The organism is Paenibacillus cisolokensis, from assembly GCF_050481165.1.
GTDB lineage: Bacteria > Bacillota > Bacilli > Paenibacillales > Paenibacillaceae > Paenibacillus_AH > Paenibacillus_AH cisolokensis.
In genome coordinates this window covers 1-13,598 of sequence record NZ_JBCNFP010000105.1, presented here as the reverse complement: position 1 = coordinate 13,598, position 13,598 = coordinate 1, and the positions used below count along the sequence as shown (strand labels likewise).

Genomic DNA, 13,598 nt, shown 5'->3' with positions numbered 1-13,598 from the left:
CGGCAACCGTATCAGACATATCCTTCATCTCCCTTTCTATTGTCCTCTACTATACCTTATGCCGCGGAGACACTCACCTCTTGGATGAATGCCGTGGTGAGAAGCCTTATCCTTATTTTGTTAGAATTCAAGATTGCAAGAGGGCGTCCAGTACCGGTTACACCGGCAATTTTCTCCGAATGCTTCTCATATAATTGCGGCTCGTCACCGCAAAATAGATAGCTTGCAAGGTGAAATAGATCAGCAGAATGGCAGCGGCGTACCGCAAAGCGTCGATATGCATAATCTTGCCGAGCGGAATCATGGCGAACGACGTGTGAACGGCTCCGACGAGACCGGGCACGAGAAACTGAATGCCGATTTGCGTCACCGCGATGCGGCGGATTTCGCCGATCGTCATGCCGATGCGGGTTAATGCCCGAAATGTCGCCAAATCGTCTTGCAGCTCGGTAAACAGCTTGAAATAGATCAGGCTTCCGGATGCGATGAAGAACACCGCACAAATAAAGACGCCGACCAGCAGGGCCTGTCCTGTCTGCTGCCGCATTTGGGCATAATCGTCGACACGGCTCGTCATCGTCTGCTTGGTCCGGTACTGCTCGGGGATCGACTGCCTGATTTTGTCCACCGTTTCTCCCGCCGTCTTCCAGTCTTTGATCTCGAATCCGTAAGCCGCAAGCCGCTCATGCTGCGGCGTGGCGGCCAGCCATTGCGCATATTGTTCGTCCCGGACGACAAGCGTATAGGTGAAAGGACCGATCGGAGGCAGCACCGGCCGGTGCGAGAAACCGGCAACCGCATAATGGAACGTACGGCCGTCCGCCGTTCCCGTTACCTTCTCCGGCGTGTACCAGTTCATATAGTAAGGCAGGATCAAATAGCTTTCGCCTTGACTGAGCGCAATCGTCTCCCGGCCGAGCGTCCGGGCCAGCCGGTTGTAATCGGTCCCGGAAATGGCGACAGCGGCGCTTTGCAGCGTAATGGCGCCGCCATTTCGCAGCTCGTAACGGTCCAGATGGATCGGCACGGCGACGGCGCGCGCCTCATAAGCCAGCTGTCTTCCGTCCTGCCCGATCATCTGCCTGATCATTTCCGGATCCGCCACCAGCCGGGACGTCTCCCCGACTTCATAATAGCCGATCGTATACGGCGTGCCGTACAGCAGACTGTCCCTGTTCATCCCGAGAATAACGCACACCGTGCTGGCCGCCGTCAGTACAACCGCGCCCAATATGGCGTTCAAGAACAGTATGCGGGCATTGTCCTTCAGCTTGTACGCCAATTGGGAGACGACGATCATATTCGTCCGGTCGTAATACAGCCGTTTCCGCTTCTGCAAAAAACGGATTAACGCCACGCTGCACTGCGTAAACAGAAAATAGGTTCCGATCGTCACCAGTCCCGTGACGGGTAGGATGAGCACCCCGACGGTATGCTCGTCGGCTGCGACCGCGAGCCCGTATCCGCTACCGAGACAGACCGCCGCGAGCGCAACGAGCCATCCGGAAAAAAACGGCTCCGGCTTGGGCATGCGCGCTTCCTTGAGCAGACCGGCTATTTCGGTGCGGCCGATCCGGACGAGCGAAAGCGCCGTAATCGCCATGAACAGCAGCATAAAACCGCTTGCCGACAGCCATACCGCCTCCGGCGGCACGTGAAACCGGATCGCCGCCTTCGTTCCGAGCAGAACGGAGAGCGCCATAAAGAACAGCTTGCTGAACAGAATGCCGAGTCCGATCCCGACGCCGGCGGATACGGCCGCCATTGCAGCATTTTCATAGAAGATGAGCCGGCGCAGCTGCCAGCGGGTCATGCCGAAAAGCGCGAGCAAGCCGAATTCCTTCTTGCGGGTCTTGAGCAGCGCCGAGTTCGCATACAGAATGAAGAAAAACGAAAAGACGCCTATCAAATATTCGCAGACGATCATCATTTTCGACACATTCTCGGCGGAGGCAATCTGACCGTTTCGCACTTCCGGGTGATAGATAAAGGCGGCATACAAATAAAAAATGAAAACCGAGAAGACGCTGCTCAGAAAAAAAGCGCCGTACGAGCGCCAGTTTCCTCTCATATTGCTAAGCGCGAGCGATCGGAACGTCATCGAAATGTCCTCCCATCATGCTGAGGGCATCCAAAATTTGCTGAAAAAAGCTTTGCCGTCCGGTCCCCTTGCGGATTTCCGAGAAAAACCGCCCGTCCTTGATCAGGACGATCCGCTTGCAGTAGCTCGCGGAGAACGGATCGTGCGTCGCCATCAATATCGTGGCGCCCATCTGTTCGTTCAACTGCCGGAGCGCCTCCATGACGTCGCGGGCCGCTTTCGAATCCAGATTGCCCGTCAGCTCGTCGGCAAGCAGCAGGGAAGGCCGGTGAATCATCGCCCGGGCAATCGCGGCGCGCTGCTTCTGACCGCCGGAAACCTCGTACGTCCGCTTCTCCAATATATCCTTAAGGCCCAGCATTTCGACATAAGGCTCCAGCGCTTCTTCGATCCGTTTCGGCGAAACGCCTTCGAGCACGAGCGGCAATATCATATTTTCCTTGATCGTGAGCGTATCGAACAAATTAAAATCCTGAAAGATAAAACCGAGCTCCCGGCGGCGAAACAGCGCCAGCTTCTTGTCGTTCAACCGCATCGGATCGATTCCGTTCAGCTCGATCCGTCCGGAGGTCGGCTTGTCGATCGTCGACAGCACATTGAGCAGCGTCGTCTTGCCGCTGCCCGAAGGCCCCATGATCCCGATAAATTCGCCGGCCTCCACATCCAGATCGATGCCGTCCAGCGCCGTGTATTGCACATTTCCTTTGGAGCTGTATACTTTCCCCAGTCCGCTGCAATGCAGCACGATCATATTCGCGCCTCCTTTCCGCCTTCTTCCCTGCGAGACCATTCGCCGGCCGTCTGATGGTACAGAGATGCGGACGAAAATCCGATCGTCACCGCGGTTCCTTCGCCCGGAACGGAATCGATCGCGAGCCGGTGCCCGAGCTTCGAGCAAATTTGCCTGGCCAGGTACAGCCCCATCCCTGTCGATTCCCCGGTAACGCGGCCGTTCTCCCCCGTGAAGAATGGATCGAATACGCGCGGCAAATCTTGCGGCGGCATGCCGATTCCCTCGTCGCGCACCGTCAGTTCGCAGCCGCCGCTCCCTTCCGTCCGGACAAGGCGGATGACCAGCTTTTTCGATCCCGGCTTCAGCTTGGAATATTTGATCGCGTTGCTGATCAGCTGCCGGATGACGAACCCGATCCACTTGCGGTCGGTTTCCGCCCAACCTTCCCCGATTACCTGCGGGTATATGGCGTGGCGAATGCACAGCCGCTTGAACTCGTTGACCGCTTCCCGCGCCGCCTCGTGCAGCGCCACCCTGCCAACGTGCAGGTCGAGCTCGAACTTGTCGAGCCTCGCCGTATGCAGCATCATTTCCAGCCCTTGCGTCAATCGTTCCGTCTCCTCCAGCACGCTCTCGCACAGCCGTTTCGTCTCGTCCGCATCAAAGGTCCCGGCCTGCTTCGCATCGTGCGCCAGCAGCTCGATCACCGATATTGGCGTCTTCATCTGATGAACCCATTGGTGAACGTAATGATTGTGCATCTCCTGCCGGCGGCGATAACGTCTCAGCTCGTCCATATAAGCCTTGTACTGCAAATAGACAAGCCGCTGTACCGCCAGCTGCTCCCGGGAGACGGCGTCGTGCAGCGCGAAGGCGGAACGCAGCCCGTCGGCATTGGACAGCGCTTCGTTCAATTGGCGGTAGAACGCCCGTTTGCGCATATAATCGGACAGCAGCCAGACTCCCATGCAGAAGCAGGCCAGCACCGCCACATAGATGACGCTCTCCGGCGACGGCGCGCCCGGCGCGATATAGCGGTCCAGCAGCAGGACGCAGACGCCGAGCGCCGTCGATACGGCGAAAGCGCCGAGAAACGGGAGACGGTCCCGCAAATATTCCCACCCGGTCCACGCCATCTCCCCTTCGCGATATGCGTTTGTAGCCTGTCCGGTCGAGGTCATGTCCCCTTCGCGATTCGCGCCGGCGGCCTGACCAGTCGTGGTCGTCTCCCCTCCGCGATTCGCGCCGGCGGCGCCCGGCTGCCCCCCGTCCTTTTCGTTCGGATCTGCGACGGATCGAGCGGCGGGAACGCCGCGTTTGCGTTCCCCGATCATGCTCCCACCTCTTCAGGGGCGTTCAACCGGTACCCTTGCCCCCGCACGGTATCGATAAGTCCGGACAACCCGAGCTCCTCCAGCTTTTTGCGCACCCGCGTCACATTCACCGTGAGCGTATTGTCATCGACGAACTGCACGTCGTCCCACAACGCCTCCAGCAGTTCTTCCCTACTGACGATGCGGCCTGCCTGCTTCATCAAACATTCGGCGAGCAGCCGCTCGTTCTTCGTCAGCTCTACCTTGCGGCCCCGCCACTCCAGTTCGGAGCGCCCCCGATGCAACTTCAATGCGCCGACGCTGATTTCATCCGCCGCGGCGCCGGCCCAGCCGGCTCCGGCATACTCTCCGTAAGCGCGGCGGAGAACACTTTTCAGCTTCGCCATCAGCAGGTCGATCGGGATCGGCTTCGTGACGTAATCATCGCCCCCGTTTTCGATCGCCATGACCTGATCCATCTCTCCCGAGCGGGCCGAAACGAAAATAATCGGCGCCTTGGAACGCGTCCGAAACTGGCGGCACCAGTAAAAGCCGTCATAGTAAGGCAAATGGATATCGAGCAGCACGACATGGGGCGAATACATGTCCAGTTCCTCCGTCAACTCGCGAAACCGCGTCGCCCGATATGCTTCAAACCCGTATTTTTCGACCGACTTTTTGAGCAGGTCGCCGATTTTATCGTCATCTTCCACAATCAGAATGCGATACATCCGAATTCCTCCCATTCCGCAATGCCAGTCGGCCTTTCCACTATCATAAAAGATTCGGGGCCGAAAAAAGATTCCTCCACTGCGCTGCGCTTGCTCGGCCGGCAGCAAAAAAACGGCCTTCCCGAAAAGACATCCGCCGGATGACTTTTCGTCGAAGGCCGTTTGACGCGCGGTAGGCTATAGATCCGTTCGTCCCGCGCTGTTATGGTTCAGCACTGCTCCGGATTCGGCTTGCCTGCGTCGCTTGCGGTGCGGAACGATTGCCCGCATCCGCACGTGACCGTCGCGTTCGGATTATGGATCGTAAATCCGCCGCCCATCGCCGACTCCTTGAAGTCGATTTCGAGACCGTTCAAATATTTGAAGCTGTCCTCGTCGACGACAACTTTCAAGCCTTGTATTTCCATCACCTTGTCGGTGTCATGCTGTTCGTCGTCGAAACCCATCCCGTAGGAGAAGCCGCTGCAGCCGCCTTCCTTGACGCCGATGCGCAAGAACAGCCCCGGCGTCTCCTCCTGAGCGAGCATTTCTTTTATTTTATCAGATGCCGATTCGCTGATTGCGATCATGCTTCATCCCTCCAATCGTGGTACTTCTAGTATACTCCACATCCCTTGCTGCGCTCAAGGGCTGCCGATCCGCTCTTTTTATAGTTGCCCGCGCCGGCGGGGAGGTTTATAATGAATTCAAGCTTTACAGTGCGGCGTGTTAAACGGGATCACTATGTACTTTTTTTCACAAAGATCGATTTTCAGGACGCTTCTTGCTGCCAACCATCGGGCTGACACGAGAGCCGTAAGGAGGTTACATCTATGAACGTCGCTATTCCGACCGAACAAAAACAGATGCAGAGCATCGTCGAGAAAGTCCGCAGCGGAGAGCGTCTTACCCGCGAGGATGGCGTATTCCTGTACCAATCCGACGATCTGCTGACGATCGGCCAGCTTGCCGACGAAGTGAACCGGAAGAAAAATGGCAAAAAAGTATATTTTATCGAAAATATGAGCCTCTACTTCACCAACGTTTGCGAAGCCCGCTGCGCTTTCTGCAACTTCCGCAAAGACCAAGGTGACGAAGGGGCTTATACGCTGTCCGGCGATGAAATGATCGAATACGTCGAGCAGCACATCCATCCCGGCGTGCGCGAGTTCCACATCGTTGGCGGGCACAACCCGCACGTACCGTTCCAATATTATATCGATTCGCTCAAGGCGCTGAAGGAACGCTATCCCAATGTGACGCTGAAAGCTTATACGGCGGCGGAAATCGACTTTTTCGCGCGAATCAGCGGACTCAGCTACCGGGAAGTGCTGCAGGAGCTGATGAAAGCCGGTCTCGAATCGCTGACGGGCGGCGGCGCGGAAATATTATCCGACTATTACCGCAAAAAAATGCATGTCACCAAAGCCGATGTTTCGCAATATTTGGAAGTTCACCGGACGGCCCACGAGCTCGGTCTGCGCACGCATACGACGATGCTGTACGGGGCGATCGAAAGCCACGAAGACCGGATCGACCATATGCTGAAGCTGCGGGAGCTGCAGGACGAAACGAACGGTTTCCTCGTCTTCATCCCGCTGTCGATGCAGCCGAAAAGTCCGAAAGCCGGCATTCGCCGCCGCAATTCGGCTTTCGAAGATTTGAAGACGATCGCAATCAGCCGCCTTATGCTGGACAACTTCAATCATATCAAGGCGTATTTTATCAACATCGGCTTGCAGCTCACGCAAGTGTCGCTGGCGATGGGCGCCTCCGACGTCCACGGCACGATCGTCAAGGAGCGGATCAGCCACGCCGCAGGTGCGTTGACGCCGGAAGGAATAACGCGCGAAGAGCTGATCTGGCTCGTCAAGGGCGCAGGCCGCATACCGGTCGAACGGGACACGTTCTACAACGAGATTCGCGTGTACGACTAATCCGGTTCCGGCCGACGCATACTGTAAAAACGACAAACGTGTCATCTAAGGTTGGGATATACGTGAAAACAGTAGTTATTTTGGGCGGCGGTTACGGCGGATTGACCGTTGCCCACGATTTGCTTCAAGGCGAACTGCCGGACGACGTTTCGCTCGTGCTTGTCGACCGGATGCCCTTTCAGGGGCTCAAGACGGAATATTACGCGCTTGCCGCCGGAACGGTCGCGGAATCGGAAATCCGCGTCGCCTTTCCGGTCGATCCGCGACTTTCCGTTACATACGGTGAAGTGACCGCCGTCGATCCGGCACGGCAGCTCGTTCATATCGAAGGCCGCGATCCGTTAGCGTACGACTGGCTTGTTCTGGCGCTGGGATGCACGGACAATTACCACGGCATCGAGGGCGCCGAAGCGCATTCCTTGAGCCTCCAAACTTTGTCCGGGACCCGCCGGACCTACCAGCGGCTGAACGATGTCAAGCCCTACGGCCAGGTTACGATCGTCGGCGGCGGACTGAGCGGCGTCGAAGTCGCTGCCGAGCTGCGGGAGAGCCGTCCGGATCTGAACATCCGCATTCTCGACCGCGGACCGAGCATCCTGTCATCCTTCCCCGACAAGCTGCAGCGATACGTGGCGGAATGGTTCATCGAGCACGAAGTGGAAATGCGCGGCCATGTGTCGCTTTTCCGGCTGGAGGAAGGCGTGCTGCACGACGCCAACAATCCGGAGCCGATTACAACCGACGCCACGGTCTGGACAGCCGGCATTCAGCCGGTTCCGATCGTGCAAAAGTTGCAGCTGCCGAAAGACAAGCAAGGGCGGCTGATCATTAATCCTTACCACCAGCTTCCGGATTACGAAAATGTGTTCGTCGTCGGCGATTGCGCTTCGCTTCCTTTCTCGCCGAGCGGACAGGCCGCGGAAGCCCAGGGACGGCAGGTGGCCGAAGTGCTGCAGGCGATATGGGAAGGCAGAACGCCCCGGCTTGGCAAAATCAAGCTCAAAGGCATTCTCGGCTCGCTCGGCAAAAAAGCCGGCTTCGGTCTTATGGGCCGCACCGCCATTTTGGGACGGGTGCCGCGCGTGCTGAAGAGCGGCGTGCTCTGGATGTCGAAAAATCATTTTGGCTGAAGCCGGCCCGGTTTCGTTTACAGATCGTCCAGCAGCTTGTCCAGCGCTTCCTGGTCGGCGCGCTGCTTCTCGATCTCTTCCATAATCCGGTCGTACAGCTCGTCAGCCGTTTCGCTCGAAACGAATTCGCCGTTGACAAGCGCATACGGGAACATAAAGCATTCTCCGCAGTGGCCGAGACAGCCGTATTCGATCACATCGACATCCGGCAGCTGCTCCAGCTTCTCGAGCACCTTGTCGGTGCCGTGATGCATATTGCTTGCGCAAAACTCGATGATCGGTTTGTACATGATGCTTCACCCAGCCTTCAACCGTCCGTTTTCAATCGGACCGCTTTGTATTATAATAGAGAAGAAAGGAGTTGATTGCAATGAGCGACAACGTACAAACGTCCATGTACGACGAGGTGCTTGACGTTCTCGACAAGCTTCGTCCGTTTCTGCAGCGCGACGGAGGAGACGTCGAGCTGGTCGATGTCGAGGACGGCGTCGTCAAGCTTCGTCTCATGGGTGCCTGCGGCAGCTGCCCGAGCTCGACCATTACGCTGAAGGCGGGTATCGAGCGTGCGCTGCTGGAAGAAGTCGAAGGCATTCAAGAGGTCGTACAAGTATTTTAAGGAACGGCTCTTTTAGACATAAGAATCCTGCCGCAGTCGCTTGTCTTGCCAGACATGACGCGGCAGGATTCTTTTTTTGCGTTTCGCGCTACCCTTTGATCGACGGCTTGATCGGGTCGAAGCCGCCGGTCACGTCGATAATGTTGCCCGTCAAAAAATCCGACCGCTCGGCGCACAGAAACGCAATGACGCGCGCGACATCTTCGCCCGTACCCGGCCTGCCGCGCGGCGACTCCTCGTCGGTCACGCCTTCCACCTCGTCGATCGACTTCTCCTTGTATGCTCCCCTAATGTCGCCCGGACAAATCATATTGACCGTAATGCCGCTTTCCGCTTCCTCGACCGCGAGCGTCTTCGTAAACGAGACGAGCCCAGTCTTCGCCGTCGCGTAAGCGGCCCGATGCGGCCACGCTCTCGCTTCTCCGGCATGGCCGAAGCCGAAATGGATGATGCGCCCCCAACGGCGCCGGCGCATGCCCGGCAGCAGCAAATAATCGAGCAGCATCACGCCGACCAGATTGCCGTTCAGCATGCGGACGATATCCGCCCGCTCGTAATCGGCAAACCGCTTGCGCTCGCGAATGAACGGTCCGGCATTGTTGATGAGAATGTCAATGCCCCCGGACCAGGCTGTCGCCTGCTCGGCCAGCCGGTTCACATCCTCCTCCGACGATATGTCGGCCCGGATCGCCGTCGCCCGAACGCCGAGCCCTTCCAATTCCGCTTTCAGGCTGAGCGCCTCGTCCTCGCTTCTTACATAATTCAGCACGATGTTGCAGCCTTGCCCGGCCAACTCCAGCGCGGTGCGCTTGCCGAGCCCTTTGGCGCTTCCGGTAATCAGAGCCGTTTTACCCTGCAGCTCCAAGCCCGCTCCCTCCCGTGTGGAATGCTGGTATCCCGTTTATTGTACCATTTTCACTCCGCGTTTGCCGAACGGGCGACATATTGAAAAGCGATGCGCAGCGACTCGATGGCGAATGTCAAACCTTCGGTCAAATCTTCCATATGCTGCCGTATATTTTCCAGCCGGACGTCCTCGCCGTAAGCGCGCACGCTATGCACAAGATCGTCCTGCAGCTCCGCATTCATGTTGTGAATCTCGATGTTCCGCCTCTCCCGCAGCCGGTCGACCGGCTGCCGGTACCGTTTCTTCAGCTCGTCGAGCGGCATCAGCAGCTTCGGATGCAGTCCTTCCTGGCGCATGCGGCGCAGCACCGTAAAATAGGAGAAATGCGGCTTCAGCCGCTCTGTTTCCAGACCGAGGCAGTCGTTCAAAAAGGTGCCGAGCTTGTCGAGAATGGAAAACAGGCGGATAAACCCGTTTTTGTCAAAATAGACGTGGCGGCAATAGTCCAGATGCTCCTCGGGCGACATGTCGTCCTCGAATTCGCTCGTCACCTTCGAGCCGAAGCGGCAGGCCGCGTAATGGCTTTGCTCCAGCTCGTCGAGCGCACGCTTCAGTCCCTGCGTCCAGATTTCATATTTCCGCAGCTTGCGATCCCGATCCTCCCCACGGGCAATCGCCTTTTGCAATATTTCAATATAACGGTCCATCTCCCGCATCGTTTCGGCGAGCGGGCCGTCCGCCCGGCGGGGCGGCTCTCCGAACATCATCCGCAGCATCGACAGCCTCCTTCATCGGTGTCAGCAGCGCCGGCGCAAGGTCAGTCCGCGGCACTTCCTTCCCGGTACCGCCGCGCACGGATGGCGATATCCAGCAGAATGCCGAACAGGCCGGCAATAATCAGGTTGTGCAGCAAGCTTGTGAAAATAAACACATCGCCGTTCGTGACGGTAAACGACACCAGCGCGCCGCTAAGCACCTGCGCGACGACGAGCCCAAGCGCCCAACCGGCCGCATTCCGCAATGCTTCGCTTGTCCGGCGGATATGAAGGTACATGCCGGCAATGGCGAAGGCGAGCAGCAGCGCGGCAACGCGATGGAGGAAGACGATCAGCGTCGCCCCTTCCAGCTCGGGAATGACCGCCCCGTTGCAGAGCGGCCAGCCGATGCAGCCGCCGGACGAATCGGTATGCCGGATGAACGCGCCCAAATAGATGACGACGAGACAAAACAGGACGACGGCGACGACGCGCGGATAAACGGATTTCGGCACCGGCGAGGCGGGCTTGACGCTGATGCCCCGGCTTGTCCGGTGCGCCCAGACGGCGAGCAGCAGCGTACAGGCGAACGCGAACAGCGAGATGCCGAAATGCAGCGCCATCACGGGCGGCGTTTGCGGCCACAGAACCGCGGCAGCGCCCAGCAACGCCTGCACGACGGTGAACAGCAGCGCCCCGCCGGCATAGGTAAGAGGCTCGCGCTGCTTGTAACGGCGCAACGTCATGACGAATGCGGCCAACACCAGTATGCCGACGATACCGCTGATCAGACGATGCGAATATTCGATCATCGACTCGAGCGTGTAAGCCGGAATAAACTTGCCGTTGCAGAGCGGCCAGTCGTCTCCGCATCCTCTGCCGGAATTGGTATTGGTGACGAGAGCGCCGGCCAGCAGCACGAGCAGCATCCCGATACATGTCGCAACGACGAGGGTTCGGTAACGACTGGTTATCATCTTAATCACCTTTTGCTTTACGTAATGGTTATATTCAGAAGGATTGCAAATTGTCTTTCAATTATAGCGATAAATACGGGCAAAAGCCATGTTGAAAATGTGACACTTCGGCCCTTATTCGTTCACACCATTCCCGCGGTGAACTGACACCAGTCCCGACATAGAAACCCAATAAAAGAACAAAGCTGCAAAAGTGCAGCATTTTCGGGGGGGAAATAACCAAAATGTGAAAATTGCTGCGATAGTGCAGTTTTTTTGATTCGTTCAAGCCAGATAAACGAAAATTTCCAAAAAATGCTGTATTTTTGCAGAATTTTGCGCCATAGTCATCTATTCGGGCCAAAATTCCTGCACTTTTGCAGGATTTTCTCCAAAGCAATCTGCCGGGAGACAGGGGCGCTGAAGGTGGGACTCACCGCCAGACGGGCGACGATGACGGAAGGCGGGGCGCACCGACGGACCGGAGACGTTTTGACGGAAAAAGAGGCGCATCGACGGACGCTGGACGATTGGACGAATGGCGGAGCGGGCCAACGGACGGGAGACGATTTGACGGAAAGCGCGGACAGTTAGACAGCAAATAGGAAGTGAGTTTCATACTTTCTCTAATGTGAACAAGAACCGCCAGGAGCGGCCTGTTAGCCGCTTCCTGCGGTTCCTGCGGTCAATTCGTGCGCTTCCGGGTCCTGATTTCAGGAACGCGGCAACGCTTCGGCAACCTGCAGCGCCCGATCGAGGAATTCTTCGATCTCCTCGCGCGTTTTGCGCAGCTTGCTGACGAAACGGACCAGCTCCTTGCCGTCCCGGTAAGCAATAAAGCTCGGGATACCCAGAATGTTCAATTCCGAACACAGATCGGGCAGTTCGTCGCGGTCAATTTCGACAAATTCGATTTTCCCTTCATATTTCGCTTCCACTTCCGGCATAAACGGCTCGATAAAATGGCAATCCTTGCACCAGGTCGCCTTGAATACGGCAACCGTCACCCCTTCGCCGGCAATCGCTTCGCGGAATGCCTCTTCCGTATGAATACGGCGCATCGTCATCCCTCCAGTACGATTATACTTCCCGCTCCAGAACGAGAAGCTTTTCATCACCATATAAGGATTCCCATTTTACCGTACCTCCAAGCGCTTTGGCAAGATCTCTCGCCGGAACGTAGATGGCGCCTTGGACCGCCGTTGCCGGCACCGCCCATTTCACGGTCTTCCCGTTTATCTTCACCTGATTGCTCCCAGGCTTGATCGCGATCGTCGTGCCGGTCGCCTCATCGCTTACCGTAACGGTCTTGTTTTTGTACGTTACGGTCGCTCCGAACTGTCTGGCCGTTTCGCGCAACGGCACGAGCGTCACGCCGGAAGGCAGCGCGATCGGCGGATTGTCGTCGAACGGGAAAAACATCACGCTCTGACGGCCGATATGAAAATCGTTTTTCAGCAGGCCGTACAGGGTCGAGCCTTCGTCGAACTGGCGCAGCAGCTGATACGGCTGCATGTCCGCCAATTTCATGGCGTCCAGCGAACCGCCGGCCAAATCCGGCGTATCGGCCTTCGCGCTGCCGCCAATGTTCCACATCTCCGACACGGAACGGATGACGATCGCCTTGACGCCGCCCGTATCTTCGAGATTCGGGGCGATTTTCGCCTCTACCTCCGATTTGCGGATATCGAGCTTGCTGTCGACATACAGGACGGCTTTCAGATACGTCTCGTCGCTAAACATCTCCAGCGGAAACATTCCTTCTTCCTTCGCCGCATTCAACTCGTCGCGCAGCGATTCCAACACGGCCATCAGTTCGTCGGCCGCTTGCTCCGCCGCTTCTTCGTCGCTCAATCCGTCGCTGTCGAACGGATTTTCGCCGCCCCACAGCTCCGGATAATCCCGCATCGCCCCGACGACGCTCAGCAGCATGTCGCGCAGCCCTTCCTTGTCTGCAATGAGCGCGTCGAAGTACTTCATCAACCACGGCCACAGCTCCTGTACGTTCATCTCCATCTCGGCGCGCAGCAATGACAGCTGTTCGCCGCCGATCGTTTCCGTCGCGGGAGCGACCGTCAGCCGCTCGGGATTCGGAAGATTGCCGACCAAGTAGCCGCTTGCCTCATCGATCAGCCGATGCGCCAGCTCGGTCATCGTTTCCTGATCGGCTGCCGTGCCGTCAACGTCCTCTTCCAGGGACGAAAGATCGAGCACGAACGGCTTTTTGGCCCCTTCGAGCTCGACGGTCAGCCGTTCATCGTCAATATATAACGAATATCCGACGCGCCGGTCTCCGAACGACAACGAGCCTTGCGCCGACAACCGATTCTCGTTCTCCATCCTGAAGCTGTCCATCTCCAGCCGGATGTCGGACAGCAGACGGATTAACCGGACGTCCTCGGGGTCTTGCCCGGCCAATTCCTCTTCGTCAAGCAGCATCCGAAACTCGACGGTTTGCTTCCCTTCCGCCGAGGTTACCTTCAACATGAAATCGGAATGT

The 13,598-nt window shown here is 57.4% G+C and carries 15 protein-coding genes; 4 read left to right on the top strand and 11 right to left on the bottom strand.

Going from position 1 to position 13,598, the window contains the following annotated elements:
• Positions 1–157: 157 nt before the first annotated feature.
• The 5 genes from ABEV74_RS17470 to erpA all read right to left on the bottom strand — a co-directional run bounded on the left by ABEV74_RS17470 (position 158) and on the right by erpA (position 5,447).
• Positions 158–2,101: an ABC transporter permease gene (locus ABEV74_RS17470; RefSeq protein WP_430147949.1), complete on the bottom strand. Its 1,944-nt coding sequence runs from the start codon at positions 2,099–2,101 to the stop codon at positions 158–160.
• A complete protein-coding gene (locus ABEV74_RS17465; protein ID WP_430147947.1) occupies positions 2,076–2,852 on the bottom strand; it encodes an ABC transporter ATP-binding protein in 777 nt (258 codons plus the stop codon). Before ABEV74_RS17465 ends, ABEV74_RS17470 begins: the two co-directional genes overlap by 26 nt.
• Positions 2,849–4,168, bottom strand: coding sequence for a sensor histidine kinase (locus ABEV74_RS17460; protein WP_430147944.1), 1,320 nt, complete (start codon positions 4,166–4,168; stop codon positions 2,849–2,851). The genes ABEV74_RS17465 and ABEV74_RS17460 overlap by 4 nt, the downstream gene beginning before the upstream one ends.
• Positions 4,165–4,878: a response regulator transcription factor gene (locus tag ABEV74_RS17455; protein ID WP_062491529.1), complete on the bottom strand. Its 714-nt coding sequence runs from the start codon at positions 4,876–4,878 to the stop codon at positions 4,165–4,167. Before ABEV74_RS17455 ends, ABEV74_RS17460 begins: the two co-directional genes overlap by 4 nt.
• A 209-nt stretch (positions 4,879–5,087) precedes the next feature.
• On the bottom strand, positions 5,088–5,447 hold the full coding sequence (erpA, locus tag ABEV74_RS17450; protein ID WP_062491523.1) for an iron-sulfur cluster insertion protein ErpA: 360 nt from the start codon (positions 5,445–5,447) through the stop codon (positions 5,088–5,090).
• 243 nt (positions 5,448–5,690) lie between these two features.
• Between erpA and mqnE the strand changes: the two genes are divergently transcribed.
• Positions 5,691–6,794 carry an aminofutalosine synthase MqnE gene (gene mqnE / locus ABEV74_RS17445; RefSeq protein ID WP_430147940.1) on the top strand — a complete coding sequence of 368 codons (1,104 nt, stop codon included), beginning with the start codon at positions 5,691–5,693 and terminating at the stop codon, positions 6,792–6,794.
• Between the two features lie 62 nt (positions 6,795–6,856).
• Positions 6,857–7,924 carry an NAD(P)/FAD-dependent oxidoreductase gene (locus ABEV74_RS17440; protein ID WP_062491519.1) on the top strand — a complete coding sequence of 356 codons (1,068 nt, stop codon included), beginning with the start codon at positions 6,857–6,859 and terminating at the stop codon, positions 7,922–7,924.
• Positions 7,925–7,941: 17 nt separating this feature from the next.
• On the opposite strand, the gene ABEV74_RS17435 is transcribed toward ABEV74_RS17440, so the two are convergent.
• Positions 7,942–8,214, bottom strand: a complete 273-nt coding sequence (locus ABEV74_RS17435; RefSeq protein WP_062491517.1) for a YuzB family protein — start codon at positions 8,212–8,214, stop codon at positions 7,942–7,944.
• Positions 8,215–8,294: 80 nt separating this feature from the next.
• On the opposite strand from ABEV74_RS17435, the gene ABEV74_RS17430 reads away from it, so the two are divergent.
• Positions 8,295–8,540 (top strand): NifU family protein, encoded by a 246-nt coding sequence (locus tag ABEV74_RS17430; protein ID WP_062491515.1) that lies wholly within the window; start codon positions 8,295–8,297, stop codon positions 8,538–8,540.
• Between the two features lie 88 nt (positions 8,541–8,628).
• On the opposite strand, the gene ABEV74_RS17425 is transcribed toward ABEV74_RS17430, so the two are convergent.
• Genes ABEV74_RS17425 through ABEV74_RS17415 form a run of 3 tightly spaced genes read right to left on the bottom strand, consistent with a single transcriptional unit; the run spans position 8,629 to position 11,119 of the window.
• Positions 8,629–9,399 (bottom strand): SDR family oxidoreductase, encoded by a 771-nt coding sequence (locus tag ABEV74_RS17425; RefSeq protein WP_062496591.1) that lies wholly within the window; start codon positions 9,397–9,399, stop codon positions 8,629–8,631.
• Between the two features lie 56 nt (positions 9,400–9,455).
• Positions 9,456–10,163, bottom strand: coding sequence for a Cthe_2314 family HEPN domain-containing protein (locus ABEV74_RS17420; RefSeq protein WP_062491513.1), 708 nt, complete (start codon positions 10,161–10,163; stop codon positions 9,456–9,458).
• A gap of 41 nt (positions 10,164–10,204) precedes the next feature.
• On the bottom strand, positions 10,205–11,119 hold the full coding sequence (locus ABEV74_RS17415) for a COX15/CtaA family protein (RefSeq protein ID WP_430147937.1): 915 nt from the start codon (positions 11,117–11,119) through the stop codon (positions 10,205–10,207).
• A 405-nt stretch (positions 11,120–11,524) separates the two neighbouring features.
• Here ABEV74_RS17415 and ABEV74_RS17410 point away from each other — a divergent pair, with 405 nt between their 5' ends.
• Entirely contained in the window at positions 11,525–11,692 is a 168-nt protein-coding gene (locus tag ABEV74_RS17410) for a hypothetical protein (protein ID WP_430147935.1), read from the top strand.
• Between the two features lie 119 nt (positions 11,693–11,811).
• Here ABEV74_RS17410 and ABEV74_RS17405 read toward each other — a convergent pair whose 3' ends face one another.
• Positions 11,812–12,159: a thioredoxin family protein gene (locus ABEV74_RS17405; protein WP_062491509.1), complete on the bottom strand. Its 348-nt coding sequence runs from the start codon at positions 12,157–12,159 to the stop codon at positions 11,812–11,814.
• Between the two features lie 19 nt (positions 12,160–12,178).
• On the bottom strand, positions 12,179–13,598 hold a 1,420-nt coding region (locus ABEV74_RS17400; protein ID WP_430147932.1), incomplete at its 5' end, for a copper amine oxidase N-terminal domain-containing protein.